Source organism: Streptomyces sp. NBRC 110611, assembly GCF_001590865.1.
Lineage (GTDB): Bacteria > Actinomycetota > Actinomycetes > Streptomycetales > Streptomycetaceae > Streptomyces.
This window is the reverse complement of sequence record NZ_BBUY01000001.1, coordinates 16,418-42,540: the sequence shown is the minus strand read 5'-3', so window position 1 is coordinate 42,540 and position 26,123 is coordinate 16,418. Positions and strand designations below refer to the sequence as shown.

At 69.7% G+C, this 26,123-nt stretch carries 30 protein-coding genes; 18 read left to right on the top strand and 12 right to left on the bottom strand.

Annotated features, from left to right (window positions below):
* Nucleotides 1-6: 6 nt before the first annotated feature.
* Nucleotides 7-372 (bottom strand): DsrE family protein, encoded by a 366-nt coding sequence (locus AZE13_RS00225; protein WP_066925196.1) that lies wholly within the window; start codon nucleotides 370-372, stop codon nucleotides 7-9.
* Nucleotides 373-643: 271 nt separating this feature from the next.
* On the opposite strand from AZE13_RS00225, the gene AZE13_RS00220 reads away from it, so the two are divergent.
* The 3 genes from AZE13_RS00220 to AZE13_RS00210 all read left to right on the top strand — a co-directional run bounded on the left by AZE13_RS00220 (nucleotide 644) and on the right by AZE13_RS00210 (nucleotide 2,926).
* Nucleotides 644-1,231, top strand: coding sequence for an FABP family protein (locus AZE13_RS00220; RefSeq protein WP_066925194.1), 588 nt, complete (start codon nucleotides 644-646; stop codon nucleotides 1,229-1,231).
* A 102-nt stretch (nucleotides 1,232-1,333) separates the two neighbouring features.
* Nucleotides 1,334-1,834 carry a Fur family transcriptional regulator gene (locus AZE13_RS00215; protein ID WP_079123546.1) on the top strand — a complete coding sequence of 167 codons (501 nt, stop codon included), beginning with the start codon at nucleotides 1,334-1,336 and terminating at the stop codon, nucleotides 1,832-1,834.
* A gap of 111 nt (nucleotides 1,835-1,945) precedes the next feature.
* The gene (locus AZE13_RS00210; protein ID WP_066925191.1) at nucleotides 1,946-2,926 is read left to right on the top strand and encodes a YgfZ/GcvT domain-containing protein; all 981 of its coding nucleotides are present in this window, start codon (nucleotides 1,946-1,948) and stop codon (nucleotides 2,924-2,926) included.
* 32 nt (nucleotides 2,927-2,958) lie between these two features.
* On the opposite strand, the gene dtd is transcribed toward AZE13_RS00210, so the two are convergent.
* Entirely contained in the window at nucleotides 2,959-3,384 is a 426-nt protein-coding gene (gene dtd / locus AZE13_RS00205) for a D-aminoacyl-tRNA deacylase (RefSeq protein ID WP_066926987.1), read from the bottom strand.
* Nucleotides 3,385-3,955: 571 nt separating this feature from the next.
* On the opposite strand from dtd, the gene AZE13_RS00200 reads away from it, so the two are divergent.
* The 4 genes from AZE13_RS00200 (at nucleotide 3,956) to AZE13_RS00185 (ending at nucleotide 7,101) form a co-directional block, all read left to right on the top strand.
* Entirely contained in the window at nucleotides 3,956-4,501 is a 546-nt protein-coding gene (locus AZE13_RS00200) for an ABC transporter substrate-binding protein (RefSeq protein ID WP_066926985.1), read from the top strand.
* 140 nt (nucleotides 4,502-4,641) lie between these two features.
* Complete coding sequence (locus AZE13_RS00195) at nucleotides 4,642-5,613, top strand: asparaginase (protein WP_066925188.1); 972 nt, start codon at nucleotides 4,642-4,644, stop codon at nucleotides 5,611-5,613.
* Between the two features lie 141 nt (nucleotides 5,614-5,754).
* A complete protein-coding gene (locus AZE13_RS00190) occupies nucleotides 5,755-6,201 on the top strand; it encodes an ankyrin repeat domain-containing protein (RefSeq protein ID WP_066925185.1) in 447 nt (148 codons plus the stop codon).
* A 333-nt stretch (nucleotides 6,202-6,534) separates the two neighbouring features.
* Nucleotides 6,535-7,101 (top strand): NADPH-dependent FMN reductase, encoded by a 567-nt coding sequence (locus AZE13_RS00185; protein ID WP_066925182.1) that lies wholly within the window; start codon nucleotides 6,535-6,537, stop codon nucleotides 7,099-7,101.
* A 54-nt stretch (nucleotides 7,102-7,155) separates the two neighbouring features.
* On the opposite strand, the gene AZE13_RS00180 is transcribed toward AZE13_RS00185, so the two are convergent.
* On the bottom strand, nucleotides 7,156-7,743 hold the full coding sequence (locus tag AZE13_RS00180) for a TetR/AcrR family transcriptional regulator (protein WP_066925178.1): 588 nt from the start codon (nucleotides 7,741-7,743) through the stop codon (nucleotides 7,156-7,158).
* Between the two features lie 140 nt (nucleotides 7,744-7,883).
* Here AZE13_RS00180 and AZE13_RS00175 point away from each other — a divergent pair, with 140 nt between their 5' ends.
* Nucleotides 7,884-8,297 (top strand): VOC family protein, encoded by a 414-nt coding sequence (locus AZE13_RS00175; RefSeq protein WP_066925175.1) that lies wholly within the window; start codon nucleotides 7,884-7,886, stop codon nucleotides 8,295-8,297.
* Nucleotides 8,298-8,413: 116 nt separating this feature from the next.
* On the opposite strand, the gene AZE13_RS00170 is transcribed toward AZE13_RS00175, so the two are convergent.
* From AZE13_RS00170 to AZE13_RS00155, 4 genes are all read right to left on the bottom strand, one after another.
* The gene (locus AZE13_RS00170; protein ID WP_066925172.1) at nucleotides 8,414-8,824 is read right to left on the bottom strand and encodes a VOC family protein; all 411 of its coding nucleotides are present in this window, start codon (nucleotides 8,822-8,824) and stop codon (nucleotides 8,414-8,416) included.
* 121 nt (nucleotides 8,825-8,945) lie between these two features.
* Entirely contained in the window at nucleotides 8,946-9,959 is a 1,014-nt protein-coding gene (locus AZE13_RS00165) for an aldo/keto reductase (RefSeq protein ID WP_066925169.1), read from the bottom strand.
* Between the two features lie 259 nt (nucleotides 9,960-10,218).
* Nucleotides 10,219-10,536 carry a winged helix-turn-helix domain-containing protein gene (locus tag AZE13_RS00160; RefSeq protein ID WP_066925167.1) on the bottom strand — a complete coding sequence of 106 codons (318 nt, stop codon included), beginning with the start codon at nucleotides 10,534-10,536 and terminating at the stop codon, nucleotides 10,219-10,221.
* Complete coding sequence (locus AZE13_RS00155; RefSeq protein WP_066925165.1) at nucleotides 10,533-10,985, bottom strand: hypothetical protein; 453 nt, start codon at nucleotides 10,983-10,985, stop codon at nucleotides 10,533-10,535. Before AZE13_RS00155 ends, AZE13_RS00160 begins: the two co-directional genes overlap by 4 nt.
* 332 nt (nucleotides 10,986-11,317) lie before the next feature.
* On the opposite strand from AZE13_RS00155, the gene AZE13_RS00150 reads away from it, so the two are divergent.
* The 5 genes from AZE13_RS00150 (at nucleotide 11,318) to AZE13_RS00130 (ending at nucleotide 15,146) form a co-directional block, all read left to right on the top strand.
* Complete coding sequence (locus tag AZE13_RS00150) at nucleotides 11,318-12,340, top strand: putative protein N(5)-glutamine methyltransferase (RefSeq protein WP_066925162.1); 1,023 nt, start codon at nucleotides 11,318-11,320, stop codon at nucleotides 12,338-12,340.
* A 367-nt stretch (nucleotides 12,341-12,707) separates the two neighbouring features.
* Nucleotides 12,708-13,331, top strand: coding sequence for a DUF2752 domain-containing protein (locus tag AZE13_RS37420; protein WP_066925159.1), 624 nt, complete (start codon nucleotides 12,708-12,710; stop codon nucleotides 13,329-13,331).
* A gap of 22 nt (nucleotides 13,332-13,353) precedes the next feature.
* Entirely contained in the window at nucleotides 13,354-13,836 is a 483-nt protein-coding gene (locus tag AZE13_RS00140) for a helix-turn-helix domain-containing protein (protein ID WP_066925156.1), read from the top strand.
* 32 nt (nucleotides 13,837-13,868) lie between these two features.
* Complete coding sequence (locus AZE13_RS00135; RefSeq protein ID WP_066925153.1) at nucleotides 13,869-14,561, top strand: hypothetical protein; 693 nt, start codon at nucleotides 13,869-13,871, stop codon at nucleotides 14,559-14,561.
* A 243-nt stretch (nucleotides 14,562-14,804) separates the two neighbouring features.
* Nucleotides 14,805-15,146, top strand: a complete 342-nt coding sequence (locus tag AZE13_RS00130) for a DUF2516 family protein (RefSeq protein ID WP_181690244.1) — start codon at nucleotides 14,805-14,807, stop codon at nucleotides 15,144-15,146.
* A gap of 391 nt (nucleotides 15,147-15,537) precedes the next feature.
* Here the strand turns inward: AZE13_RS00130 and AZE13_RS00125 are convergent, their stop codons facing one another.
* Both AZE13_RS00125 and AZE13_RS00120 read right to left on the bottom strand, forming a co-directional pair.
* Complete coding sequence (locus AZE13_RS00125) at nucleotides 15,538-17,028, bottom strand: PP2C family protein-serine/threonine phosphatase (RefSeq protein ID WP_066925150.1); 1,491 nt, start codon at nucleotides 17,026-17,028, stop codon at nucleotides 15,538-15,540.
* Nucleotides 17,029-17,472: 444 nt separating this feature from the next.
* Nucleotides 17,473-18,561, bottom strand: coding sequence for an NlpC/P60 family protein (locus tag AZE13_RS00120; protein ID WP_258527507.1), 1,089 nt, complete (start codon nucleotides 18,559-18,561; stop codon nucleotides 17,473-17,475).
* 671 nt (nucleotides 18,562-19,232) lie between these two features.
* Between AZE13_RS00120 and pstS the strand changes: the two genes are divergently transcribed.
* From pstS to pstB, 4 genes are all read left to right on the top strand, one after another.
* Entirely contained in the window at nucleotides 19,233-20,357 is a 1,125-nt protein-coding gene (pstS, locus tag AZE13_RS00115; RefSeq protein WP_066925144.1) for a phosphate ABC transporter substrate-binding protein PstS, read from the top strand.
* Between the two features lie 104 nt (nucleotides 20,358-20,461).
* A complete protein-coding gene (gene pstC / locus AZE13_RS00110) occupies nucleotides 20,462-21,526 on the top strand; it encodes a phosphate ABC transporter permease subunit PstC (protein ID WP_258527506.1) in 1,065 nt (354 codons plus the stop codon).
* A complete protein-coding gene (pstA, locus tag AZE13_RS00105) occupies nucleotides 21,523-22,602 on the top strand; it encodes a phosphate ABC transporter permease PstA (RefSeq protein ID WP_107288203.1) in 1,080 nt (359 codons plus the stop codon). Before pstC ends, pstA begins: the two co-directional genes overlap by 4 nt.
* 33 nt (nucleotides 22,603-22,635) lie before the next feature.
* Complete coding sequence (pstB, locus tag AZE13_RS00100; protein ID WP_066925141.1) at nucleotides 22,636-23,412, top strand: phosphate ABC transporter ATP-binding protein PstB; 777 nt, start codon at nucleotides 22,636-22,638, stop codon at nucleotides 23,410-23,412.
* Nucleotides 23,413-23,549: 137 nt separating this feature from the next.
* Here pstB and AZE13_RS00095 read toward each other — a convergent pair whose 3' ends face one another.
* The gene (locus AZE13_RS00095; protein ID WP_066925138.1) at nucleotides 23,550-24,548 is read right to left on the bottom strand and encodes an inorganic phosphate transporter; all 999 of its coding nucleotides are present in this window, start codon (nucleotides 24,546-24,548) and stop codon (nucleotides 23,550-23,552) included.
* A 9-nt stretch (nucleotides 24,549-24,557) separates the two neighbouring features.
* Nucleotides 24,558-25,178 carry a DUF47 domain-containing protein gene (locus AZE13_RS00090; protein WP_066925135.1) on the bottom strand — a complete coding sequence of 207 codons (621 nt, stop codon included), beginning with the start codon at nucleotides 25,176-25,178 and terminating at the stop codon, nucleotides 24,558-24,560.
* A gap of 194 nt (nucleotides 25,179-25,372) precedes the next feature.
* Here AZE13_RS00090 and AZE13_RS00085 point away from each other — a divergent pair, with 194 nt between their 5' ends.
* The gene (locus AZE13_RS00085; protein ID WP_066925132.1) at nucleotides 25,373-25,789 is read left to right on the top strand and encodes a metal-sensitive transcriptional regulator; all 417 of its coding nucleotides are present in this window, start codon (nucleotides 25,373-25,375) and stop codon (nucleotides 25,787-25,789) included.
* Nucleotides 25,790-25,802: 13 nt separating this feature from the next.
* Here AZE13_RS00085 and AZE13_RS00080 read toward each other — a convergent pair whose 3' ends face one another.
* Nucleotides 25,803-26,096 carry a hypothetical protein gene (locus AZE13_RS00080; protein ID WP_147264577.1) on the bottom strand — a complete coding sequence of 98 codons (294 nt, stop codon included), beginning with the start codon at nucleotides 26,094-26,096 and terminating at the stop codon, nucleotides 25,803-25,805.
* Between the last annotated feature and the right edge of the window lie 27 nt (nucleotides 26,097-26,123).

Below are 26,123 nucleotides of genomic sequence, written 5' to 3'. Positions count from 1 at the left end.
GCCGCCTCAGTAGACCAGCGCCTGGACGTCGTCCGGCATGATCTCGCTGACGAAGAGCTGGGCGCCGGCGATGCCCGCCCCCTCGATCAGATCCTTCTCCTCGATGCCGCGCCGGGCCGCGCACTGGGTACAGACCGTGATCGCCCCGCCACCCGAGCGGATCCCCTCGATCAGGTCCGGCAGCGGCGCGGCGTGCGGCAGCTCGAACTCGGCCGCCCGCCCCGGCAGCGCGAACCACACCGATTCCCCGGTCAGCCACAGCGACACCTCGACGCCGCTGGCCGCCGCCACCGCCGCCACCGTGAACGCCTGCGAGCACCGCTCGGGCGCATCGGCGCCCGCCGTCACCTTGATCACGAGCTTCTTCGCCATGCAGGTAAGAGTAGGGCGCACGGGTGGGCGGCAGACCTCACAGCGCCGTTGTCAGCGGTGCCGACTAGACTCGCAGGCGGTCCGATACATCCATACATCCTCACTCCGCCCAAGGAGCGCGCTCGTGCTTGAGGCATTCTTCACCTCCCTGCTGGTTCTGGTCGGTATCGCCGTGATCGCGTTCGCCGGTCTGACCTGGAAGAAGCTGTACCAGGGCCAGCGCTGAACTCCTGAGCAACCCCTCCCCTCTCTATAGATCGCCTGAGCACTCATGATCGAGATTCCGTCCGACCTGAACCCGTCCCTGGTGCCGCTCGCCTTCCTCCTCGGCGACTGGCAGGGCGCGGGCGTGTACGACTTCCCCGGCACCGAGAAGTGCAACTTCGGACAGGAGGTCACGTTCAGCCATGACGGCCGTGACTTCCTCGAGTACGTCTCGCGCAGCTGGGTGCTCGACGAGGAGGGCAACAAGATCCGCCCGCTGGAGACCGAGACCGGCTACTGGCGTATCGACAAGGACCGCAAGGTCGAGGTCGTGATGATCCGCGATCAGGGCGTCGCGGAGGTCTGGTACGGCGAGCTGGCCGATCAGAAGCCGCAGATCGACCTGGCCACCGACGCCGTGGCGCGTACCGCCCCGTCCGGCCCGTACAGCGGCGGCAAGCGGCTCTACGGCTACGTCAAGAGCGACCTGATGTGGGTCGGCGAGAAGTCCACGCCGGACGTGCCGCTGCGCCCGTACATGTCGGCGCATCTGAAGAAGGTCACCGACCTGCGGGAGTGGGCGGAGAGCCTGCCCGACGACATGCCGGACGGGGTCTCCTTCTTCAACCCGGACGGCACGCCCTACCAGGGCTGACCACTCCTGGGCGGCTCGCGGTCCCACACGCCCTCGGACGGGGTACGGCCCGGCCGGGCCGATCGCCCGTCTGCGGGCGGTCGCCCTCCTACACTGGGGGGTGTGGTGACCACCGACTGGCAGAGCGACCTCCGCAAGCGCGGATACCGTCTGACCCCGCAGCGCCAGCTCGTGCTGGAGGCCGTGGACAGGCTGGAGCACGCGACTCCGGACGACATCCTCACCGAAGTCCGCAAGACCGCGGGCGGGGTGAACATCTCCACCGTCTACCGCACCCTCGAACTCCTCGAGGAGCTCGGCCTGGTCAGCCATGCGCACCTCGGGCACGGGGCACCGACGTACCACCTCGCCGACCGCCACCACCACATCCATCTGGTGTGCCGGGACTGCACGGACGTCATCGAGGCGGACCTGTCGGTGGCCGAACCGTTCACCGCGACGCTGCGCGAACAGTTCGGTTTCGACACGGACATGAAGCACTTCGCGATCTTCGGGCGCTGTGCCGCCTGCCACACCAAGGCCGCCGAGGCCGCCGCGACCACCAAGGCCGAAGCACGCGACCGCCAAGGCCGAAGCACAAGCCACCGAAGTGAAGGCCCCTGAGGTGAAGGCCCCCGAAGCGAGGGACACCCACGCGAGGGCCGCCCACGCTCGAACCAAGGTCGCCCGGCCCGACGGCTGAGCCCCTGGCGCCCGAGTCGTAGGCTGGGCCTCATGCTGCGACATTCACCCGCCAGCCCCCTGTTGTCGCTGCCCGGCGCCGTCCCCGCCGAGGCCCCCGACGAAGGCGTCGCCGCGCACTACGGCGACCTGTTCCGGGAACAGCGCGCGCTCGCCGACGGCTCCGGCTTCGTGGACCTCTCGCACCGCGGTGTGGTCACCGTCTCCGGGCCCGAACGGCTGAGCTGGCTGCATCTGCTGCTCACCCAGCACGTCAGCGATCTCCCGCCCGGCCAGGCCACCGAGGCGCTGATCCTCTCCGCGCACGGGCACATCGAGCACGCCGTCTACCTCGTCGACGACGGCCGGACGACCTGGATGCACACCGAACCGGGCAACCAGGAAGCGCTGATCGCCTACCTGGAGAGCATGAAGTTCTTCTACCAGGTCGAGGTCGCCGACCGCACCGACGAGATCGCGATCGTCCATCTGCCGGCCGGTTCGATCACCGAGTCGCCCGCGGACACCGTCGTACGCGAGACCGCGCACGGCCGCGACCTGTTCCTGCCGCGCACCGAACTGGAGTCGTTCGCCGCCGCGCACGGTCCGGCGATCGGCGTGCTGGCGCTGGAGGCGCTGCGCGTCGAGGCGCACCGCCCCCGCCTGGGGCTGGAGACCGACCACCGCACCATCCCGCACGAGGTGGGCTGGATCGGCACCGCGGTACACCTCCAGAAGGGCTGCTACCGCGGCCAGGAGACCGTCGCCCGGGTCCACAACCTGGGCAAGCCGCCCCGCCGGCTGGTCTTCCTGCACCTGGACGGCAGCGAGGTGCATCTGCCGCCGCACGGCACCCCCGTACGCTTGGCCGCCGACGGCGAGGAGGGCCGCCAACTCGGCTTCATCACCACCTCGGCCCGGCACCATGAGCTCGGCCCGATCGCGCTGGCGCTGGTCAAGCGGAATGTGCCGGTGGACGCCGCGCTGCTGGCGGGAGGCACGGCGGCGGCACAGGAGGTCGTGGTCGAGCCGTAAGTCGCGCGGTACGTCGCGCACCCTCAGACCTCTCAGACCTCGACGAGGACGGTGAAGGGTCCGTCGTTCGTCAGCGACACCTTCATCTGCGCGCCGAAGCGGCCGGTCTCCACCTGGGCGCCCAGCGTCCGCAGCTGTGCGACGACCTCGTCGACCAGCGGCTCGGCGACCGGCCCGGGGGCCGCGCCGTTCCAGGTGGGACGGCGGCCCTTGCGGGCGTCACCGTAGAGAGTGAACTGACTGATCACCAACAGCGGCGCTCCGGTGTCCGAGCAGGACTTCTCGCCCTGAAGAATCCGCACCGACCACAGCTTGCGGGCGAGCTGGGCCGCCTTCTCCGGGGTGTCGTCGTGGGTGACCCCCACCAGCACGCACAGGCCCTCCCCGACGATCTCCCCGACCGTTTCTCCCGCCACCTCGACACGTGCGCCATCGACTCTCTGCACCACAGCTCGCATACCCGCCATGATGCCGGGCGGCCGGACGGCTTCGGACAGCCGTACCTTCCCGGGGGCCGTTCGGGTGCCATGGCCCTGCGGAAGGACCGCACAGAGTGGCACGATGCGTGCACGCGGTGCGTTTCAGGGACAACATGCCCTGGACGCGGTACCGGACGAGGGGACGGAACCATCCATGAGCACTGTCGGCACCGGACAGACACCCGGTCCCGTACCAACCGCTCGTACGACACCGGATGTCAGCGCGACACCGGATGCCTGTACGGCGCGTGACGGACGGGCGGTGCCGGATGAACGCGCCGCACCGGACGGACCTGCCGTACCTGATCGACGGACAGCACCGGACGGACGGGCCGTGCCGGACCCTGCGACGGCATCCGCATCGGCCTCCCCCACACCGGCACCGCCGTCCGCGTCCACGACGAGCACCACCAGGTCCGCAGCCCCCGTGACGGCCCCGACCACGGCACCGGCCACTGCTCCGGCCACTGCTCCGGTTGCGGCCTCCGCGGCCACCACCACGACCACGGCACCGGCTCACGGCGAGCCGGCCGGCACCAAGGACGAGCCCATGCCCCAGGCAGGCCAGGCGCAGCACCCCCGCCCCCCGCAGCAGCGCGACCGCTGCCGCCCGGCCGCCGGCCCCGACCTCTCCGGCCTGAGGCTGCCCGAGCTGCGGGTGCTGCGGCGGGACGCGCAGCAGGAGGAGGCCGATCTGAGCTACCTACGGCGTTTGCTGCAGGGCCGGATCGACATTCTGCGGGCCGAGATCGCCCGCCGGAGCGCCCAGCACTCGCCGCTGCTCGACCGGCTGCCGGAGATCCTGACGGATCTGCCGTCGCGGCACCGCTCCTCGGCACGGCATGTGACGCTCGGCACACCGCACAGCGAGGAGTACCGCAGGCTGGCCGAGGAGATGCTCGGTGAGGTGGAACTGTCCGACCTCACCGCGCGCACCGACGAGGAGCTGCACGACGCGATGGGCCGGCTGATCCGCCACGAACGGGAAGTGTCGCAACGCCGCCAGTCGCTCCAGCGCACCACCGACGATTGCAGTGCGGAAATCACCCGCAGGTACCGCGAAGGCGAAGCGCAAGTAGACGACCTGCTGTCCTGACCTGGCCACAGGCCTCCGGTCCCACCGGCCCGGCCCACCCCCGGCCCGGCCCGCCCCGGGCCCGTCTCGGCCCGTCTCGGCCCGTCTCGGCCCGGCTCCGGGACAGTGGCGCCCCCACACCATCCCCCGGAAGGCCGCCGATGACCCCGTCCTCACCCCCGTCCTCGCCCACACCCTCGCCCGTCCTCGCCGAGGTCGTGCGCTCCGGCTTCGTCGAGAGCCGGCACCACGGCTCACTGGTGGTGCTGGCGGCCGACGGTGGTGTGGAGACGGCGCGGGGTGACGTGACGGCCCCGGTCTTCCCCCGCTCCTCGAACAAGCCGATGCAGGCCGCCGCGGCGCTGCGCGCGGGCCTGGACCTGTCCGGTGAACGCCTGGCCCTGGCCGCCGCGAGCCACGCCGGTGAGGCCTTCCACCTGGACCTCGTACGGACCATGCTCGACGAGCACGGGCTGACCCCGGACCATCTGCAGACGCCGCCGGACCTGCCGGTGGACCCGGTGGAGGCGGAGGCGTATCTCGCCGCGGGGCGGGCCCGTGACCGCCTCGCCATGAACTGCTCGGGCAAGCACACCGCGATGCTGGCCGCCTCCGCGCTCAACGGCTGGCCGCTGGCCTCGTACCTCGATCCGGACCATCCGCTGCAGCAGCTGGTGGCCGAGTGCGTACGCGACGCGAGCGGCGAGGACGTCACGCACGTGGGCACCGACGGCTGCGGCGCCCCGCTGTTCGCGCTCTCGCTGACCGGTCTGGCCCGCGCCTTCCGGCAGTTCGTCCTGGCGGAGCCGGGTACCCGGGAGCGGCGGGTCGCGGACGCGATGCGCGCCCACCCGGAGTACGTCGCCGGTACCCGCCGCCCCGACACCTGGCTGATGCGGGCGCTGCCCGGGACGCTGTCGAAGACGGGCGCCGAGGCGGTCCAGGCGGTGGCCCTGCCGGACGGCCGCGCCCTGGCCTTCAAGATCGATGACGGGGCGCCCCGTGCTCTCGGCCCGGTCCTGGCCCGCGTCCTGCGCGGTATGGGCGTCGAGTCCGATGTGCTGGCGCGGCTGGCGGACGTACCGCTGCTGGGCGGCGGCGCACGCGTCGGAGAGATCCGGGCCGCGTTCTGACCGGCCCACACCGGCCCGCACCAACCCCACCGTCAGCCCCACCACCGGCCTCGCCACCGCTGTCACAGCGGCCATGGCCTGCATAAAGTGGCGCTGACAGGGCACATACGCACCACCCACCACAGCAGGAGGCCGGCGACCATGAGCGACGCGAAGCCCGAGCCGCAGAGGCCCGAGACGCAGAGGCCCGAGACGATCGAGCACGCGCACGACCCCGAGGTGCTGCAGCTCGCCGCGAAGGTCTTCGACCTGGCACGGCACGGTGACACCGACACCCTCGCCGCGTACGTGGACGCGGGCGTACCCGCCAGCCTGACGAACGACAAGGGCGACTCGCTGGTGATGCTGGCCGCCTACCACGGCCATCTCACCACCGTGGAGGCGCTGTTGAAGCGGGGCGCCGACGCCAACCGGCCCAACGACCGTGGCCAGACACCGCTGGCCGGTGCGGTCTTCAAAGGCGAGGACGAGGTCGTCAAGGCACTGGTCGCGCATGGCGCGGACCCGGCAGCGGGCACACCCTCCGCGATCGAAACGGCCCGGATGTTCCAGAAGACCGAACTGCTGAAGCTGTTCGGGGTGGAGTGACGGTGACATGAGGGTGAAATGACGGGTGGTGCGACGGCGCGAATCGACGAGGCGGAGCGACAGGGCGGATCGACAGGGCGGATCGACGAGGCGGATCGACCGGCGGGGGGCGCGCGGCACGCCACACGCCGCACACCACACGCCGGTTGCCGCCTACCCCTTGCCGCTTACCCCATACCCCTTGCCCCTTCCCCTCGCGGCAACTGCCCCCACCCCTTCTCCTCGACACCCCCTTGACCTCAACCTTTCTTGAGGTCCTAGCGTCGAGCCCGACGGCGAAGCACCACCCCCACGCCGCCACCGACTCGTCCGCCATGCCACGAAGGGCCGCACATGTCCCAGCACCCCTACCGCCTCGCAGTGATCGTCGCCAGCACCCGGGAGGGCCGGTTCGCGCCCGTCATCGCCAACTGGTTCACCCGGCAGGCCGAACGTCACCCCCAGATCGACCTCGACGTCATCGACCTGGACGCGGTCCGCCCGTACGAACTCCGCCACGGCAGCGAGGAGTACGAGTCCTACGCCAAGCGCGTCGACGCAGCGGACGCCTTTGTCGTGATCACCCCGGAGTACAACCACTCCTTCCCGGCCCCGCTCAAGCACGCCATCGACCTGCTGCACTCCCCGTGGCATGCCAAGCCGGTCGGCTTCGTCTCGTACGGGGGAATCTCCGGCGGCCTCCGCGCTGTCGAGCAACTGCGGCTGGTGTTCGCCGAGTTGCACGCCACGACGGTCCGCGAAACGGTGTCCTTCCCGCTCGCCGGCGCGCTCTTCGACGACGCCGGCGGCCTGCACGACCCGGCCCCGGCCGCCCAGGCCGCCGACACCCTCCTCGCGCAGCTGAGCTGGTGGGCCGTGACCCTCCGCGAGGCCCGCGCCGCCCGCCCGTACGGCGCATAGCGAAAAACCCGTACGGCGCAGAGCGACGAACAGACACCGGCCACCCCTACCCCCCTACCCCACGCCCCCCTCCAGGCCGGTCGCACGGTCGACGAGCGCCGTGATCAGGCCGTCGATCTCCTCGTCCGGCACCACGCCGGGCAGGGTGAGCTGCTCCAGCATCAGCCCGGTCATCGCGAGGTACATCAGCATCACCGCCGTACGGTCCCCCGGCAGTCCGCTGTCCAGGTGGAAGCGGACGTTCTCGTCGAGTACCGCCCGGATGACCCGGGTCAGCTCCGCACGCAGTTCGGGCCGCCGGGTGGCTTCCAGGCGCAGCTCCAGCATCGCCAGGTAGCCGGTCCGGTTCTCGGCCACCCGGCGGTCGAGCCAGCCCATCAGCTCGACGACCAGCGCCCGGTCCCGTGGCGCCGCCAGCACCTCGGCGACCTCATCGGGATCGGGCGCGATCCGCTGGTGAATCTGCCCAGTGACCTGGGCCAGCAAGTCGTCCCGGTTGGCGAAGTAGTTGGACGCGGTGCCATTGGGCACGCCCGCGGCCGCATCGACGGCCCGGAAGGTCAGCCCGCGCGCACCGTCCCGCGCCAGCACCTCGATCGCGGCATCGACCAACGCCGCCCGCCGCTCAGGATTACGCGCCATCCCTCACCCTTCCGCCTTCCCCATCCCGATTCGGCAAATCCACAAAAAGACTTGCAACCACTACACCTAGAGTACTACAACTGGAGTTGTTGCCGCGGCCACACCGGCCGCTCTCCCGAACGAAGAGGACCAACGCCCCCATGCATGTCACCAAACTCGGCACCGCCCTGCTCACCGATGACGTCGCCGCCAGCACCCGCTTCTACGCCGACCACTTCGGCTTCCAGCGGGTCGTGGAAATGGACTGGTACGCCAGCCTCCAGCACCCCCAACACCCGGACTACCACCTTGACTTCGTCCTGCGCGGCCACGAGGCCATGCCCGCCGACTTCCGCACCCAGGAGACCGGCGGCGCACTCCTCGGCTTCCTCGTCGAGGACGCCGAAGCCGAGGAAGCCGCACTGCGCGCCCAGGGCGTGCCGATCGCCGTACCGGTGCGCGACGAACCCTGGGGACAGCGCCGTTTCAACGTCTGGGCTCCCGAAGGCACCCTCATCGAGGTCCTCCAGACCATCGCCCCCGCCCCGGAATGGCTGACCGCCCAGGGCCTGTGAACGCCGCACCACCCCCTCCCCCACCCACAACCACACTCTCTCCCCCGCCCCTCCGCCAACCTTCAGCCCTCCCCTCCCCCGTCCCCCCTCCCTCCCCCCTCTCCCTCCCTCAACCTTCAGTCCTCTCCCGGCCGCTCCTGAAGCGCCCAGCCATTCCCATCCGGATCGCTGAAATAGACGAACGAGTTCCACGCCCCGCCCGGGCCCTCAGCCATCACGCCGTTCTCCACATGCTGTACGGGGCTGGCCGGGACGCCCCGTTCGAGCAACTGCGCGCGGGCGGCCGCGACATCGGACACCACCAGTTGCAGGCCCTGCACGGATCCCGGCCGCACTTCAGAGACACCCGCGCCCGCCCCGATGACGATCGAACAGTCCGACCCCGGAGGCGTCAGCTGCACAATGCGCGCCGCACCGCCGACGCATACGTCATGATCGACGACAAAGCCCACCTGCTCGCTGTAGAAGCGCTTCGCCCGCTCCACATCGGACACCGGAACCGGCACCAGTTCGAGCTTCCAGTCCATGGCGCACCGTCCCTCCGTACGAGGACGCCCACTGCACAAAGTCTAGGAAGCGCGGAACAGATGCGCTCATTGGCTGCTCCCCCTGAAGCGCAGGTGATCCCACGGGCGCCGACCGGCGGGCTCACCTATTGACGAAGGTCATGCTCACCTTGTCGTAGCGGGTCCCGGCTATCAGGGTGGCCGGGGCCACCGCGTCGATGGCTGCGAGCTCGTCGGCGGTGAGGTCGATCGCGACGGCGGCGAGGTTCTCCTCCAGGTACTCCCGCCGCCGGGTGCCGGGGATCGGCACGACGTCGTCGCCACGGTGCTGCACCCAGGCCAGAGCGAGCTGACCTGCGCTGACACCCTTCTCCTCGGCGAGGTCGTGCAGCTTCTCGACGATGGCCAGGTTCTGCTCCAGGTTGCCCTCGGCGAAGCGTGGCTGGGTGCGGCGCATATCGGACTCCGGCAGCCCCTTCAGCGAGGTGTAGCGACCGGTCAGGAAGCCACGCCCCAGCGGGGAGAACGGCACCAGGCCGATGCCGAGTTCACGGCATACGGGCACGATCTCCTGCTCCAGATCGCGCGTCCACAGCGACCACTCGCTCTGCAGCGCGGCGATCGGATGCACCGCATGCGCCCGACGCAGCGTCGCCGCGCTCGCCTCGGACAGTCCGAGGTGCCGCACCTTACCGGCCGCGACCAGCTCCGCCATCGCACCGACGGTCTCCTCTATCGGTACGTCGGGGTCGACGCGGTGCTGGTAGTAGAGATCGATGTGGTCGACCCCGAGCCGGCGCAGCGAGGCGTCGCAGGCCTGCCGTACATAGGCGGCATCGCCACGGATCACGGTCGGCTCACCGAGCCGGTTGACGAACCCGAACTTGGTCGCCAGCACCACCTCGTCCCGCCGTCCGGCGATGGCCCGGCCTATCAACTCCTCGTTGTGGCCCGCCCCGTAGAAGTCGGAGGTGTCCAGGAGACTGACGCCGAGGTCGAGCGCGCGGTTGATGGTCGCGATCGACTGTGCGTCGTCCGACTCCCCGTAGCCGTGGCTCATCCCCATGCAGCCCATCCCCTGCGCGGAAACGATCAGCTCACCGAGCTTGCGCGAAGGGATGCTCGACGCATTCGGGTGCGCTGCGGTCGGGTGCATTGCGGTCCGATGCGTTGCGGTTGACTTAGTTGTGGTCGACGTCGTTGTGGTCGACGTCGTTGCGGACGGCTTCGTTGTGGTCATGCTGCTGGTGCCTCCTAGCCTGGGACTTAGCGGAATCCCGGCCGGGACGTTATGAGTTGGAGTGCACTCGAAGTCAACAAGGCTCCGGTGGCGGTCGCACGACGCCGACGCCGACGCCGAGTCAGAAGCAGAAACAGGCAGAGGCAAGGCAAGGCGAGGCAGAGGCAGAGCTCCGTCAGTCGGTGTCCCCCGCAATGGCCCGCAGAGCCTGGCAGTGCGCGGCGAAGGCGGCGCGGCCATCCGCCGTGAGAGCAAGCCAGGTACGCGGGCGCTTGCCGACGTACCCCTTGGTGACGGCGACATAGCCGGCCTTCTCCAAGGTGGCGACCTGACGCGACAGGACCGAGTCGCTCACCTCGACGGTGTCGCGGACAAAGGCGAACTCCGCCCTGTCGGCAGCCGCCAGCGTCGCCACGATGGAGAAGCGGACCGGGGCGTGAATCACCTCGTCGAGTCCATGGCGCGGATGGGTTCCCCGCTGCGGGTCCGTCACCGCCGGGCCTCCAGGTAACCGCCTATCAGCCCAGGAAGGGACACCACCAGGGCACCGGTCACCCACCATTCCGTAGCACCCTCAAACCAGATGGTGCCAGGAGTCAGCACCGCAAGGTAGAGCAGCCCCCAGGCGATGATCAGGCTCGCATGCCAGCGGCCGAACCCGCGCCGGGCAACACGCTGCCGGGCCGAATACGCCGTCAGCCCGGCGATGACGGCGCACCAGAAGCCTATGCCGACCGCCACTCCGTACGGATGGTCCAGCAGCCCGATGGCGAGAACCACGAGGCCGGACGCGAAGCCGTAGACCACTTGGTACCAGACGTACCATCGCGAACTGTCCCGGACCGTTGAGCTCAGCTCCTGCGCCCGTGCCAGTGCAGCAGCCGCGTCCTCGGATGCCGATGACGACGCTGATGACGCTGATTCGAATGCGTACTCCGGCATTCCAGTCTCCCCTGACCGATTCATCAGCTCTTCCCCCTCCGCCGGGCCTTCTCCCGGCTTCACACATTCATCATGGCAAGTACTTTCCAACTCGACAAGTATTTTCCGGCCGATGGTTGGCTCAATACCGGTGTTCAGCCCCGCTGCAGCGCCGCGCCCCAGGTCAGGTACTGTGACCACTTCCGGCAGTGGACCGACCGAGGAGGTGAGACCGATACCCCGCCAGATCAGGCAGGCGCTCCCGTCTCACGCCGTGCGGCCCATCCGATGCAGGTGACCGTCCGGAGCAAGTGACCCGGGAAGCGCCCTCGGCGCCCCGAAAGGCTCACAGCATGTCGTCGTCACCGCAGATCCGTTCTTCGTTCCGCCCCGCCCAGGTCGCCACTCCGCGGCCCGCTTCACCGCCCTCCCACTCCACCCTCGTCACCACACTGCGCGCCGCCGGCTGCGTCTTCGCCGAGGACGAGGCCGAGCTGCTCCTCTCCACCGCCCAGACGCCGGGTCAGCTCGCCGCCATGGTGAAGCGGCGGGTTGCCGGCCTGCCTCTGGAACACGTCCTCGGCTGGGCCGAGTTCCACGGGCTGCGGATCGCCGTCGATCCCGGTGTCTTCGTGCCCCGCCGCCGCACCGAATTCCTGCTGGGCGAGGCCGTCGCGCTCGGCCTCCGGGCCAGGAACCGCCACCTCCCCTGCTCCTGCCGCTCCGACCGCTCCTCCCGCGTCCACCCCGACCACCCCGACCATCCAGACCGCCCCAGCCATCCAGGCCATCCCGGTCAGCCCCTGATCGCGGTCGACCTGTGCTGCGGCTCCGGCGCGGTAGGCACCGCACTGGCCACCGAACTTGCCACCGAACTGGCTACTGGGCTTGCCACCGCGCCGGCCGCCGACGGCCCGGAGCGAGTCGAGCTGTACGCGGCCGATATCGACCCCGCCGCGGCGCGCTGCGCCCGCCGCAACCTCACCGCCGTAGGAGGCCAGGTCTACGAGGGCGACCTCTTCGGCGCGCTGCCCACCGGGCTCCGCGGCCGTATCGACATCCTGGTGGCCAACGTCCCCTACGTACCGACCCAAGAGGTCGGACTGCTGCCCGCGGAAGCCCGCGAGTACGAGCCGCTGGTGGCGCTCGACGGCGGCGCGGACGGGCTCGACGTGCTGCGCCGGGTGACCGCCGCCGCCCCGCAATGGCTGGCGCCGGGCGGGCACCTGCTCGTCGAGACAAGCGAACGTCAGGCCCCGCAGGCAGTCGAGGCCTTCGCCCGCAACGGCCTGCTCCCCCGGGTGGCCACCTGCGACGAGCTGTACGCCACGGTCGTCATCGGGACCCGCCCGCAAGACGACGGAACGGGACGCTGACGACTCCCCACCCCGCCCCTTTCTCTTCCCTTCCCTTCCCATCCCCTCTGCGACGCTCTGCCGGTCACTCCACCAATCGCCCGATTGGCCGCCGCCAGGCCGCCGGGTAAGTGCGGCCGTGACCGGCAGAGCCGACACTGAACCGAACAGACGACGAAACAGACGATGAGACAGGCGGCGAGACGGGCGGCGAGGCAGCGGCGGCACGGAGGACGAGCGGGAGGACAAGACGGAAGACAGCACAGCGGACGGAGCGGACAACAGAATCCGGCAGCGATGGTTTCCGTGCCGAGCGGTCTGGGAGGACCATGACCGGCACCGCTGGGCCGGCCCGCTGGCCGCGGCCGGCCTGATCGCGGGCGCGGCGATGGCCCTCTTCGGACTGCCCCCGGTCGACCTCCACGGGCCGCCGCATCGCGCGGGAGTGATGGGACCGCTGTGCGGCGGCACCCGTGGGGTGCACGCGGCCATGCTCGGACACTTCGGCGAGGCCTGGCGCTACAACCCCCTCAGCGTGGTCCTGGTCGCCGGCGCCCTGACCGTCGTGGTCCGCGAGGCCCTCGGACGCCTCGGCGGCCGCTGGCTGAACCTACGGGTACGCCGTCGCCCTATGACGGTGCTGGCCCTGGTCCTGCTCGTCGCGCTGACGGTACGCCAGCAGGCCTACGCCGACCTGCTACGAGTCGCCCCGCACAACGAGACGCACGCCGAGTCGCCCCACCACGCCTCGCCCCACGGCGGATTACCTCACCACGGTTTGCCCCACTACGGATTACCCCACCGCGGGTTACCTCACGACCCCGCGTTCCGTGACGGCGATCGTCCGGCGCAGCAGGTGGCGCGCCGCCTCCAGGTCGGCACCACGCCGGTCGAGTACGTTCAGCTGGTCACGCAGCCTGAGGCCGGCAGAGCGCCGCCTCCCTTCGCGCTCCGCCTCACTCAGCCGCACACACATGAACCACTTTTGCTAGCGGTTGCTTGCAATAGTTAGCACGAAGGGGCAGTATCGACACATGGCATCACTCAACGTCGGCAATCTCGGCGAGTTCCTGCGGGAGCAGCGGCGCACGGCGCGGCTGAGCCTGCGGCAGCTGGCGGATGCCGCCGGGGTGTCCAATCCGTACCTCAGCCAGATCGAGCGCGGACTGCGCAAGCCGAGCGCGGAGATCCTGCAGCAGCTCGCCAAGGCGCTGCGGATATCCGCCGAGACGCTGTACGTCCAGGCCGGAATTCTGGACGAGCGGCGGGGTCTGGACGGGGTCGAGGTACAGACCGCGATACTCACCGACCCGGCGCTGAACGAGAGGCAGAAGCAGGTCCTGCTGCAGATCTACGAGTCGTTCCGCAAGGAGAACGGGCTCGTCGGCGGCGGCAAGGACGGCGCTGCGAGCGGGCGCGGGGACGGGCGTGGAGACGGGAGCGGCCCGGTTTCCCGCGAGACACACGGTATGGACTCCCGTGAGACAGAGGCCGACGGCGGCCCGCACGCCACCTGAGCAACCGAATCGTTTCCAGGAGGAAGAACGCCATGGCCATCAAGACCGATGACCTCCGCAAGGCCCTGACCGAGGCGCTGACCGACCCGACCCCGCTGTACGCCCTGGCCGGCGGCTTCGACCTGGCCACCGAGAAGCTCGGCGAGGTGCCGCAGCTCGTCAAGAAGGTCCAGGCCGAGGCACCCAAGCGCTTCGAGTCGGTACGTAGCACCGACCCCAAGGACATCCAGGCACTGGTCGCCAAGCAGGCCAAGGAGGCCAAGGAGAAACTGGCGGGGCTGCGGGACTCGCTCGACGGCGACTTCAAGAAGTTCCGCGACCGCACGCAGGAGCTGGCGCTGCAGGGCGTGGGCGTGATCGCGGAGAGCGCCGTGCAGGTCCGCGAGGGCTATGAGGGACTGGCCGAGCGCGGGCGGAACGCGGTGGAGACCTGGCGCGGCGACGCCGCCGACCGTGCCGAGGAGGTCGCGGTCGCGATCGAGCCGGAGCCGAAGCCGGCCGCCACCAAGGGCGGCACCGGGACCGAGGTCGCCAACGGGGCCAAGGCGGAGGCCAAGGCGACGCCGTCGACCCAGACGCAGCCCCAGACCCAGACCCAGCCTCAGGACCAGGGCCAGGGCCAGGGCCAGGGGCAGGGGCAGACCAAGGCGGCCGCGGGCAAGAAGCCGGTCGCACAGCGCAAGCCGGCTCCGGCCAAGAAGAGCACCCCGCCGTCCACGAAGTGACCCGGATCACTCTTCGCTGACAGCGCCGAATCAGCTGAGAACGCCGGTTCACCGGTCGGGCCGGGCACACTGGACGTGCCCGGCCCGTTGTCCGGGTACGGTCCCGTTGCCCGGGTACGGTGGGGCCGCACGGACGAAGAACTGACGGACGGGTCGACGTACGGGCCGACGTACGGGCCGGACCGGGCCGATTACGAGACAACTGGCGAAGACAAGACGAACGGCGAACGGGCGGTGGACGGCGTGCTGATTTACGGGTTCCAGAGCATTCTGAGCTGGGTGCAGCTCGGCCTGGGGGTCTATGCCGCCGTGATGCTGATCGATGCGGCCGTGCGCCGCGAGGACGCCTACCGCGCCGCCAACAAACAGACCAAGGGCATGTGGCTGGTCTTCCTGGCCATTGCGACGGCGCTGCTGTTCATCCTGCCGGTCATGTCGTTCCTGCCGATCATCGGCATCATCGCGGTGATCGTCTACACCGTCGATGTGCGGCCGGCGCTGCGGGAAGTCGCCGGCGGAAGCGGCCGGTGGCGCGGCGGCTCCAGCTCGGACGGGCCGTACGGGCCGTACAACGGCGGGCGCTGATCCGGCGGCCCTTAGGGGACGGTCGAACAGATTCCCTAGGGGATGCGCGGGCCCCTTGCGGGCCACAACGCTGGCGTGGTGCGCGTTGTTCCCGTAAAGGGCGCGGGGCGGTGTGCCGTGTGCGGTGTCCGGTGTGCGGATTTACGAAAACGGCGCGGGCGCGGCGCGGGTGGTTTAGGAAACGGCGCGGGCGCCGTGGGCAGGGTTTCGGAACCACGCGGGCGCCGTGCGCGCGGTTCCGGAGAAGGCGCGGGCGCGGTGCGCAGGGTTTTGGAATCGGCGCAGGTGTCGTGGGCAGGGCTTCGGAACCGCGCGGGCGTCGTGGGCAGGGCTTCGGAACCGCGCGGGCGTCGTGGGCGGGGTTTCGGAACTGCGCGGGTGTGGGGTGGGGTCAGGGGTGGTTGTGGGGTGTGGGGTTTCGGGTGGGGCGGTCCAGGAGCAGGACGGCCACGTCGTCGGTGAGTTCGCCGCCGTTCAGGTCGCGGACCTCCTGGACCGACGCTTCCAGCAGGGCCTCGCCGCTGAGGCCGGACTCCATCCGACGGCTCACCAGCTCGGCCATCCCCTCCTGGCCGAGGCGCCGGTTGCCCTGGCCGATGCGGCCCTCGATCAGGCCGTCGGTGTACATCATCAGGCTCCAGGCGCTGCCCAGCTCGACCTGTCGGCGCGGCCAGCGGGCATGGGGCAGCAGGCCGAGAGCCGGGCCGCCGAATTCGTACGGCAGCAGCTGGGGGCGCTCGCCGGCGCGGGCCAGCAGCGGGGCCGGATGGCCGGCCAGGAAGAGGCCGGCGTGGTGGCCGTCGGCGGAGATGTCGACGGTGCAGAGGGTCGCGAAGATCTCGTCGTCGGCGCGCTCGTTCTCCAGGACCTTCTGGAGAGTGGCGAGCAGTTCGTCCCCGGAGAGCCCGGCGAAGGTCAGTGCGCGCCAGGCGATGCGCAGTTCGACGCCGAGGGCCGCCTCATCGGGTCCGTGGCCGCAGACGTCGCCGATCATCGCGTGGACCGTGCCGTCAGGGGTCCGGACGGTGTCGTAGAAGTCGCCGCCGAGCAGTGCACGGCTGCGGCCCGGCCGGTAGCGGGCGGCGAACCGCAGGTCGGAGCCGTCGAGCAGCGGGGTGGGCAGCAGGCCGCGTTCCAGGCGGGCGTTCTCCTGGGCCCGCATCCGGGACTCGGTGAGCTGGCGCTGTGCGAGGTCGGCACGTTTGCGTTCGACGGCGTAGCGGACCGCGCGGCTGAGCACCGCCCCGTCCAGCTCGTCGTGGAAGAGGTAGTCCTGGGCGCCGACGCGGACGGCGTCGGCGGCGCGCTCGGCATCGGTCTCGTGGGTGAGGACGAGGACGGCGTGCGAGGGCGCCATCCGCAGGACGTCGCGGAGTATTCCCAGTTCGTCGGCGGGGTTGACGGCTTGGGGGGTCGGGTTGCCCGGGGCGACCGGATCGACCGGGCCGACCGGGGCTCCTATGCGTCCTGGGGGGCGCTCTGATGCTTCCGTGCGGTCCGTGCGGTCCGTGCGGTCGGTGCGCTCGGCTGGGGGGAGGTCGAGCAGGATGCAGTGCACATCGTCGGTGAGCAGCCGCTCGGCCTCGGTGAGGTTGCGGGCGGTGCGTACGCGCGCCTTGCGGCCCGCCCAGTCCCACATATCGGGAACTTGGCTGTTCGGGTCCTCGCCGATGAGAAGCAGGGTCAGGCCCTGTGGGACCGGTGCAGGGTCGGCCGAAAGTCGCTGCCCGTCGACCTCCGTGCCCGGAGTACCCGCGGCTGCCGCGGCCGTGCCCGGGGCGCCGGGGAGCGGCGCGGTGTCCGCGCAGGCGTCATCCGCCGGTCCTGCCGGCCGCGGCAGCTCGGCCGACCGCTGCTGTTGCTGCGGTACGGGTACGGACATCGGTCTGCTTCCTTCCCTCCCCCCGAGGGGCGCGATGGGCGCGCTGGTGGCTGGTGGCCAGTAGCTCGTGGCCGGGGGGCCTCGTGTCCGGGGCCGCGTGGCCGGTAGGTCAATTGAGCGGGCGTGTTTCCGGCACTGACAGGCGACGATAGCGCCAGTACGGACAAGGAGGGAATGGCCGACGGCATTCGGCCACCGTCATATGCCGCACTCAATAAGCCATTTGACCTGGGGCGGGCCAAATGGGGAATGACGAACATCACCTCGCTTGAGTGCATTCCGCTACACCGCGACAACCCTCGGATAGCAAGCAATCCGGTCATTTATCGCCGGAGTGATCTGCGTCATTGTGTCGGCGGTCACCGTGAGGCCGGTCAAGGCCGTGAGGCCGGTCAAGGTCGGTCACCCCAGCGGTAACCATCAGGTCGGTCATTGTCGGATACGTCACGAGCGGGCATCAGGGCGCACCACGCCGAGGATCGGCATCGAGCCCGCACCGGCGATGGTCACCTGCCGGCCGGGCCGCGGCGCGTGCACCATCGCGCCATCGCCGAGATACATCCCGACATGGCTGGCATCGGAGAAGTAAATGATCAGGTCGCCCGGCCGCATATCCCGTAGGGCGATGTGCGGCAGTCGCCGCCACTGCTCCTGCGAGGTGCGCGGGATCGTCCGGCCGCCGTGCCCCCAGGCCCGCAGCGTCAGCCCGGAGCAGTCGAAGGTGTCCGGCCCCTCCGCGCCCCAGACGTAATCCTTGCCGATCTGTGCGGTGGCGAACGAAATCGCCTTCTTGCCCAGCTCCGACGCGGTGTCGCTGATGTCTTTCAGGGCACCCGAATCGAGCCACTTCTGCTGCTGCCGGAATGCCTCTTCCTCCTCCAGCTTCCGCAGCCGGTCCTTTTCCTTGGCGGCCAGCCGGGATTCCAGCTGCTTTGCCTCGTCGATCTTTTTCTCGATGTCCCGCCGGGCATTTTCCTGCTTCTTACGATGCGTCTCCAGCCGTTCCCAGCGTTCGGTGGCGGAGTGGGAATAGCCCTCCAAGTCGCTCTTGAGATTCGTGAGTTGGTTGACCACGCGCTTGGCCGCGAGCTGCCCCTTCCGGGCCAGCGTGGCATTCTCGAGGAAGGCCTCGGGATCGGCTTCGAGCACCAGTTTCGCTTCGACCGGCAGCCCGCCACCCCGGTACTGGGCGCTGGCCAACACCCCCGCCTGCTGTTTGAGGGCGGCCAGCCTGCGCTGGGTGCTGTCGATACTGCGGGCCAGCTTGACGATCTCTTTCTGCTGGCGCTCGACCTGTTCCTCGGCGGCGTTGTAGGCGTCGGTGGCCTGCTCGGCCTTGTGGTAAAGGGCGTCGATCTTCTTACGGACGTCGTCGAGACGCCGCGCGTCGGAATTCGGGGCCGTGGACTTGGAGTCGCTTCCGGTGCCGCCCCCGCCCCCGGTGCCGGTACTGGTGCCGGCACCGGGGGCGGGGGCGGCCGTGGGGCCGTCGGCGTGGGCGGTGCCGGCCGTCGTGCCGAGCAGGCCCGTCACACAGAGGACGAAGGCGGTGCAGGTCAACAGCCGGGTCGCCCGGCCGTCGCGTACGCGATGCGCGTGGTGCGTGGTGTGTGCGCGAGGTGCCTCCGTGGCCCCTCGCCCCTCTCCCGCGCCCCCTACGCCCCGTACACCCCGTACGCCCCGTACGCCCGCTACATCTCGTACGCCCTGAACGTCCTGCCGTGCCCCCTGGCTCCCCACCAGCCACCTCCGGTCGTTCCGCACCGATTCGCGCCGTATTCGCGTCGTGTCCCCGCGCGGATGCTGCCATACCGATCAGCCATTCGACAGAGCGACGGGCTCTTTAGTACGAGCGGGCGAACAGTTCTCACCCCGCTCTCATCCCGTACTCATCTGACGGCCGAGGTTCACCTCGCGTTCACTCCCCTCCATCGGCCGCTTCACCTGATCTGCCTAATTTCGGCCGTACCGAGTGCGCGCCCTGCCCACGGAGCGAGCGCGACGCGGCTAGCTGGCACCGCGCCCCCACAGCGGTCACCACCCGTAGCAGCACCGCATCACGATCACGACCGCAACACGGACCGCAATACGGACTGCAACGCAATACGGACTGCAACACGGACCGCAGTACGGACCGCAACACCGCCCATCACATCCCTCAGCACGCCGGCCACGCGGCGCGCCCCAGGAAGGAATTCCCGACAGTGAAGCTTCAGCGCAAGAACCGGGTTCGCGCCCTCGCGGTTGGCGCTCTGGCCGTCACCGGTGCCCTGGCCCTGACGGCGTGCGGCTCCGACGACACCACCGGCGGCGGTGGCGGCGGCAGCTCCGCCAAGGCGTCGGACATCAAGTGCGAGGGCAAGGGCAAGCTGCTCGCGTCCGGCTCGTCCGCGCAGAAGAACGCCATGGACGCCTGGGTGCAGAACTACTCGGGCGCCTGCAAGGACACCGAGATCAACTACCAGCCGACCGGCTCGGGCGCCGGTATCACCACCTTCCTCCAGGGCCAGACCGCTTTCGCGGGCTCCGACTCGGCCCTCAAGCCCGACGAGGTCTCCAAGTCGAAGCAGGTCTGCAAGGGCGGCCAGGCCATCGACCTGCCGATGGTCGGCGGCCCGATCGCGGTCGGCTACAACGTCCCCGGTGTGGACAGCCTCGTCCTGGACGCCCCGACCCTGGCGAAGATCTTCGACTCGAAGATCACCAACTGGGACGACGAGGCGATCAAGAAGCTGAACCCGGACGCCAAGCTCCCGGACCTCAAGATCCAGGCCTTCCACCGCTCCGACGACTCGGGTACGACGGACAACTTCACCAAGTACCTCAAGGGCGCCGCCCCCGCCGACTGGAAGTACGAGCCGGCGAAGAAGTGGGAGGGCTCCGGCGGCCAGGCCGCGTCCGGCTCGGCCGGTGTCTCCTCCCAGGTCAAGCAGACCAACGGCGCGATCTCCTACTTCGAGCTGTCCTACGCGACCTCCAACAAGATCCCCACGGTCAAGCTGAACACCGGCGCCAAGGAGCCGGTCGAGGCCACCGTCGAGAACGCGTCCAAGGCCATCGCCGAGGCGCAGCAGGTCGGCAAGGGCAACGACCTGGCCCTGAAGCTCAACTACGCCACCAAGGCCGAGGGCGCGTACCCGATCACCCTGGTGACGTACGAGATCGTCTGCGACAAGGGCAACAAGGCCGAGACCCTGCCCGCCACCAAGTCCTTCCTGACCTACGTCGCCGGCAAGGACGGCCAGAACGCCCTCAAGGAACTGGGTTACGCCCCGCTGCCCGCCGAGATCGCCGCGAAGGTCCGCTCGACCGTCGCCTCGCTCTCCTGACGAAGGACGAACCCCGGGCGGCGGCCCGGCCCTTCCCCGGCCGCCGCCCGTCCGGTGCACCGCCGCACTCGGAGCCCTCACCGGCTCCGCAGACCGGAGAACCCATGACTGAAGCCTCCCCGATATCCGACAGCCCGCAGGCGCGGGTGAACGGCAACCGCCCGGCGAGCCACGGCCGCCCGTCCCCGTCGGACCCGCTCCCGCCGTCCCCGTCCCCATCCGTGTCCCCGTCTGTGTCCGGCAAGGCGGTCCACCCCGGTGACCGGATCTTCCTCGGGCTCTCCCGGGGCTCCGGCATAGCCCTGCTGGTGATCATGGCCGCCATCGCGGTCTTCCTCACCTACCGGTCCGTGCTCGCCATCTCCGGCGACCACGCCAACTTCCTCACCACGCTCGAGTGGAACGCCACCGGCACGGAGCCGAAGTTCGGCATCGCGGTGCTCGCGTTCGGCACCGTCGTCAGCTCGGTGATCGCGATGGCCATCGCGGTCCCGGTCGCGGTCGGCATCGCACTGTTCATCTCGCACTACGCGCCGCGCAGGCTGGCCTCGCCGCTCGGCTACGTCATCGACCTGCTCGCCGCCGTGCCCAGCATCATCTACGGCCTCTGGGGCGGACTCTTCCTCGTCCCGCACCTGTCCGGCCTGTACCGCTGGCTCGACGACTACCTGGGCTGGACCGGCGTCTTCAGCTACTCCGAGGGCGCCGCCCGCTCCCTCTTCACGGTCGGCATCCTGCTCGCGATCATGATCCTGCCGATCGTGACCAGCGTCAGCCGCGAGGTCTTCCTCCAGGTCCCGAAGACACACGAGGAGGCCGCGCTCGCCCTCGGCGCCACCCGCTGGGAAGTCATCCGCATGGCGGTGCTCCCGTTCGGCCGTTCCGGCGTCATCAGCGCCTCCATGCTGGGCCTGGGCCGCGCGCTCGGCGAGACGATGGCCGTGGCGACGGTCCTCTCGCCCGGCTTCCTGATCAACGCCAGCCTGCTGGACCCGGGCGGCGGCACGTTCGCCCAGAACATCGCCAGCAAGTTCAGCGAGGCCGACCAGTTCGGCCAGGACGCCCTGATCGCCTCCGGCCTCGTCCTCTTCGTGATCACGCTGCTCGTCAACGGCGCGGCCCGCCTGATCATCGCCCGCCGCAAGGAGTACTCGGGAGCCGCAGCATGACCACCGTGACGGACCGCCGGGCGGTCGCCGAGGCCGGCCACCCGCTCCCGGTCTCCCTCAAGCAGGCCCGGCTGCCCCGCTGGGCGGTACCGGCCCTCGCGCTGGCCGCGACCGGCGCCGGCTGCGGCATCGGGCTGGCCGCCGGCCTGGACAGCAGGATCCAGTGGGGCCTGCTCGCCGCCCTGCTCTTCCTCCTCGGCACCTTCGCGCTGAGCACGGCCGTCGAGGGGGCCCGGCAGGCCAAGGACCGGCTGGCCACCAGCCTGGTCTGGGTCACCTTCGTACTCGCCGTCGTCCCGCTCGCCTCCCTCCTCTGGGAGACCGCCGCCCGCGGCAGCACGGTCCTCGACGGCTACTTCCTGTCCCACTCGATGGGCACCCTCCCGGACGCGATGCCCGGCGGCGGTATCTACCACGCGATCATCGGCACGCTGGAGCAGGTCGGCCTGGCCACCCTGATCGCCGCGCCGATCGGTCTGCTCACCGCGATCTACCTCGTCGAGTACGGGCGCGGCCGGCTCGCCAAGGCCGTCACCTTCTTCGTCGACGTGATGACCGGTATCCCCTCGATCGTGGCCGGCCTGTTCATCCTCTCCGTGTGGATCCTGATCCTCGGCTTCGGTCCGTCCGGCTTCGCCGGGGCGATGGCCCTGGCGATCCTGATGATGCCGGTCGTGGTCCGCTCCACCGAGGAGATGCTCAAGCTCGTCCCGAACGAGCTGCGCGAGGCCTCGCTGGCCCTCGGCGTCCCGAAGTGGCGCACCATCCTCAAGGTCGTCCTGCCGACGTCGATCGGCGGGATCACCACCGGCGTGGTGCTCGCCATCGCCCGTATCACCGGTGAGACCGCGCCCGTGCTGCTCCTGGTGTGGGGCGCCAAGACGATCAACAACAACCCCTTCGAAGACGCCCAGCAGTCACTTCCGCTGTACGTGTTCCAGCAGTGGCAGCAGGGTTCCGAGGCCTCCTACGACCGCGCCTGGGCGGCGGCACTGGTCCTCATCGCCTTCGTCATGATCCTCAACCTGGTGGCCCGCGGCATCGCCCGCTGGAAAGCTCCCAAGACCGGCCGCTGACCAAGACGGCGACAGAAAGAAGCAGTGATCCCCATGGCCAAGCGCATCGACGTCAGCGGCCTCTCCGCGTACTACGGCGCCCACAAAGCCATCGACGACATCTCGATGACGGTCGAGCCGCGCTCCGTGACGGCCTTCATCGGCCCGTCCGGCTGCGGCAAGTCGACTTTCCTGCGCACCCTGAACCGGATGCACGAGGTCACCCCCGGCGGCCGCGTCGAGGGCAAGGTGATGCTGGACGACGAGGACCTCTACGGCTCCGGTGTCGACCCGGTGGCCGTCCGCCGCACCGTCGGCATGGTCTTCCAGCGCCCCAACCCGTTCCCCACGATGTCGATCTTCGACAATGTCGCGGCCGGCCTGCGGCTGAACGGCTCGTACAAGAAGAGCGACCTCAAGGACATCGTCGAGAAGTCCCTCCGGGGCGCCAACCTCTGGAACGAGGTCAAGGACCGCCTGAACAAGCCCGGCTCGGGCCTCTCCGGCGGCCAGCAGCAGCGGCTGTGCATCGCCCGCGCCATCGCGGTCGAGCCGCAGGTACTGCTGATGGACGAGCCCTGCTCGGCGCTGGACCCGATCTCCACCCTCGCCATCGAGGACCTGATAGGCGAGCTGAAGGAGCGCTTCACGATCGTCATCGTGACGCACAACATGCAGCAGGCCGCCCGGGTCTCGGACCGTACGGCGTTCTTCAACCTCGCGGCCGTCGGGCAGCCCGGCAAGCTGATCGAGATCGACGAGACCGAGCGGATCTTCTCCAACCCCTCGGTCCAGGCCACCGAGGACTACATCTCCGGCCGCTTCGGCTAGGCCCCGACCCGGCCGACGCCCGCCCCCTGAACGTCCTGCGGTGCTGCATGGCGGTGCCACCGCAAGGCGAAGGGCCCGCCCTCCTTCCCGGAGGGCGGGCCCCTTTTCCGTGCCGTACGGCCTGCGGCGGCCGTCCGTCAGCCGAAGGCCAGCAGGACGAGCCAGTACACGAGCGCCGCGACCAGCGCCGCCGCCGGCATCGTGATGAACCACCCGGTCACGATGTTCTTGGCGACGCCCCAGCGCACCGCGCGCGGGCCCTTGGTGGAGCCGACGCCCATGATTCCGGCGGTGATGACGTGGGTCGTGGAGATCGGCGCGTGGAACATGAACGACGCGGTGTACATGACCGAGGCGGCCGTGGTCTCCGCGGCGAAGCCCTGCGGCGGGTCCAGCTCGATGATCCGCCGGCCGAGGGTCCGCATGATGCGCCAGCCGCCGGCGTACGTACCGAGCGAGAGGGTGAGCGCACAGGCCAGCTTGACCCAGACCGGGATGGCCGCGCTCTGGTCCTCGACATCGGCGATGACCAGCGCCATGACCACCACACCCATGGTCTTCTGGGCGTCCTGGAGGCCGTGGCCGAGCGCCATACCGGCCGCGGAGACGGTCTGCGCTATGCGGAAGCCGCGCTTGGCCTTGTGCGGATTGGCCCGGCGGAACATCCACAGGATGACGACCATGACCAGGTAGCCGATCAGCAGGCCGATGACCGGGGAGATGAACATCGGCAGGACGATCTTCTCGATCACCCCGGACCAGATCACCGTCGTACCGCCGGCGAGCGCGGCGCCGACCATGCCGCCGAACAGGGCGTGCGAGGACGACGACGGCAGCCCGAAGTACCAGGTGATCAGGTTCCAGACGACCGCGCCGACCAGCGCGGCGAAGAGGATGCCCATGCCCTTGCTGCCATGGGGGGTGGCGATCAGCCCCTCACTGACCGTCTTGGCGACGCCGCTGCCGAGGAAGGCACCGGCGAGGTTCATCACGGCGGCCATCGCCAGGGCGGCCCGCGGGGTCAGCGCGCGCGTCGAGACCGAGGTCGCGATCGCGTTCGCGGAGTCGTGGAAGCCGTTGGTATAGGTGAAACCGAGCGCGACCGCGATGGTCACGACGAGTGCGAAGGTGTCCATGGCCGGGGCTCAGGACTCCTTGACCGCGATGGTCTCGACGGTGTTGGCGACGTGCTCGAAAGCGTCCGCCGCCTCTTCGAGGATGTCCACGATCTGCTTGAGCTTGAGGACCTCGATGGCGTCGTACTTGCCGTTGAAGAGGTGCGCGAGCAGCTTGCGGTGGATCTGGTCGGCCTGGTTCTCCAGGCGGTTGACCTCGATCCAGTACTCGGTGAGGTTCGCCATCGTGCGCAGGTTCGGCATCGCCTCGGCGGTCAGCTCGGCCGCCCGGGCCAGCACCTCGATCTGCTGCTCGACGCCCTTGGGGAGCTCCTCGATCTTGTAGAGGACGACCAGGTCGACGGCCTCCTCCATGAAGTCCATGATGTCGTCGAGCGACGAGGCGAGGTTGTAGATGTCCTCGCGGTCGAACGGCGTGATGAACGAGGAGTTCAGCTGGTGGAAGATCGCGTGTGTCGCGTCGTCTCCCGCGTGCTCGGCCGCGCGCATGCGCTCGGAGATCTCGGACCGCGCGGAGGCGTCCGCCCCGAGCATTTCCATCAGGAGCTTGGAGCCCGTCACGATGTTGTCCGCGGAGGCGGCGAACATGTCGTAGAAGCTCGTCTCCCTGGGGGTCAGACGAAAGCGCACGTGAAATCCTCGGGGTGCATCGGATTCGGTCGAGTTGATGCTAGGCGCATCATCCGGCCACTGCTAACCGGCATTCCCTCAGTGTCGCCGATGGGAGACCATGCTCTGCACGGGGTACCGCCAGTGCCCGCGAAGTTCGATAACATATACCCACTAGGGGTATATAAATCGCCTAGATTCCAGGGGAGACGGCCATGACGACCATGGACGCCGACACCACCGGCAACACCGCAGCCGCCGCGGCCGGCCATGCCCCGCAGCCGAAAACCGACCCCCGAGGCAAAGCCCAAACCGTGACCGATACCGCAGAGACTCCCCCGGCCACCGGCGTCCACGGCTACGCACAGCAGAAGGACGCGCACCTCAAGCGACTGCGCCGGATCGAGGGCCAGATCCGCGGACTGCAGCGGATGCTCGAAGAGGACGTCTACTGCATCGACATACTCACCCAGGTCTCGGCGAGCACGAAGGGCCTGCAGTCCTTCGGCCTCCAGCTCCTGGACGAGCATCTGCGGCACTGCGTCGCCGACGCCGCGGTCAAGGGCCCCGAGGCCATCGACGCCAAGGTCAAGGAGGCGACCAAGGCGATCGAGCGGATGCTGCGCACCTGACGTCCGGCGGCCGCTACCCGGACTCCGGCGCGCCGGACGGCCCACCGCGGCCTCCGCCCCTGTCCTCGTCGTCGTCCTCGTCGCCCCTGTCACCTCCGCCCTTCCGCTCGTCGCCGCCCCCGGAACGATCCACCACGGCCAGCACCTCGTCGATACGGGCCGGGCTGAGCCGGTCCTCGCTGGCCGCCGCGGCCGCGATCATCAATTCACCGGTCAGGTCGATCTCGACGAGGGCTATGTGGTCCTGAACCGTCGTATGGCGCTGGCCGGCCACGTACCACACCTCCTCCTTCGAGCGCCTTCGCACGCCCTGGTGGTCACCGCCAGCGTAAGG

Bases quoted from the DNA above. Each gene is read 5' to 3' on its own strand.
- AZE13_RS00200 (WP_066926985.1), top strand. From the start codon at position 3,956: ATGCCCCAGGCAGGCCAGGCGCAGCACCCCCGCCCCCCGCAGCAGCGC.
- pstB (WP_066925141.1), top strand. From the start codon at position 22,636: ATGGCCAAGCGCATCGACGTCAGCGGCCTCTCCGCGTACTACGGCGCC.
- AZE13_RS00125 (WP_066925150.1), bottom strand. From the start codon at position 17,028: ATGTCCGTACCCGTACCGCAGCAACAGCAGCGGTCGGCCGAGCTGCCG.
- AZE13_RS00195 (WP_066925188.1), top strand. From the start codon at position 4,642: ATGACCCCGTCCTCACCCCCGTCCTCGCCCACACCCTCGCCCGTCCTC.
- AZE13_RS00185 (WP_066925182.1), top strand. From the start codon at position 6,535: ATGTCCCAGCACCCCTACCGCCTCGCAGTGATCGTCGCCAGCACCCGG.
- AZE13_RS00175 (WP_066925175.1), top strand. From the start codon at position 7,884: ATGCATGTCACCAAACTCGGCACCGCCCTGCTCACCGATGACGTCGCC.
- AZE13_RS00225 (WP_066925196.1), bottom strand. From the start codon at position 372: ATGGCGAAGAAGCTCGTGATCAAGGTGACGGCGGGCGCCGATGCGCCC.
- AZE13_RS37420 (WP_066925159.1), top strand. From the start codon at position 12,708: ATGGCCCTCTTCGGACTGCCCCCGGTCGACCTCCACGGGCCGCCGCAT.
- pstC (WP_258527506.1), top strand. From the start codon at position 20,462: ATGACTGAAGCCTCCCCGATATCCGACAGCCCGCAGGCGCGGGTGAAC.
- AZE13_RS00210 (WP_066925191.1), top strand. From the start codon at position 1,946: ATGCTGCGACATTCACCCGCCAGCCCCCTGTTGTCGCTGCCCGGCGCC.
- AZE13_RS00085 (WP_066925132.1), top strand. From the start codon at position 25,373: ATGACGACCATGGACGCCGACACCACCGGCAACACCGCAGCCGCCGCG.
- AZE13_RS00180 (WP_066925178.1), bottom strand. From the start codon at position 7,743: ATGGCGCGTAATCCTGAGCGGCGGGCGGCGTTGGTCGATGCCGCGATC.
- AZE13_RS00140 (WP_066925156.1), top strand. From the start codon at position 13,354: ATGGCATCACTCAACGTCGGCAATCTCGGCGAGTTCCTGCGGGAGCAG.
- AZE13_RS00135 (WP_066925153.1), top strand. From the start codon at position 13,869: ATGGCCATCAAGACCGATGACCTCCGCAAGGCCCTGACCGAGGCGCTG.
- AZE13_RS00165 (WP_066925169.1), bottom strand. From the start codon at position 9,959: ATGCACCCGACCGCAGCGCACCCGAATGCGTCGAGCATCCCTTCGCGC.
- dtd (WP_066926987.1), bottom strand. From the start codon at position 3,384: ATGCGAGCTGTGGTGCAGAGAGTCGATGGCGCACGTGTCGAGGTGGCG.
- AZE13_RS00190 (WP_066925185.1), top strand. From the start codon at position 5,755: ATGAGCGACGCGAAGCCCGAGCCGCAGAGGCCCGAGACGCAGAGGCCC.
- AZE13_RS00170 (WP_066925172.1), bottom strand. From the start codon at position 8,824: ATGGACTGGAAGCTCGAACTGGTGCCGGTTCCGGTGTCCGATGTGGAG.
- AZE13_RS00095 (WP_066925138.1), bottom strand. From the start codon at position 24,548: ATGGACACCTTCGCACTCGTCGTGACCATCGCGGTCGCGCTCGGTTTC.
- AZE13_RS00155 (WP_066925165.1), bottom strand. From the start codon at position 10,985: ATGCCGGAGTACGCATTCGAATCAGCGTCATCAGCGTCGTCATCGGCA.
- AZE13_RS00150 (WP_066925162.1), top strand. From the start codon at position 11,318: ATGTCGTCGTCACCGCAGATCCGTTCTTCGTTCCGCCCCGCCCAGGTC.
- AZE13_RS00220 (WP_066925194.1), top strand. From the start codon at position 644: ATGATCGAGATTCCGTCCGACCTGAACCCGTCCCTGGTGCCGCTCGCC.
- pstA (WP_107288203.1), top strand. From the start codon at position 21,523: ATGACCACCGTGACGGACCGCCGGGCGGTCGCCGAGGCCGGCCACCCG.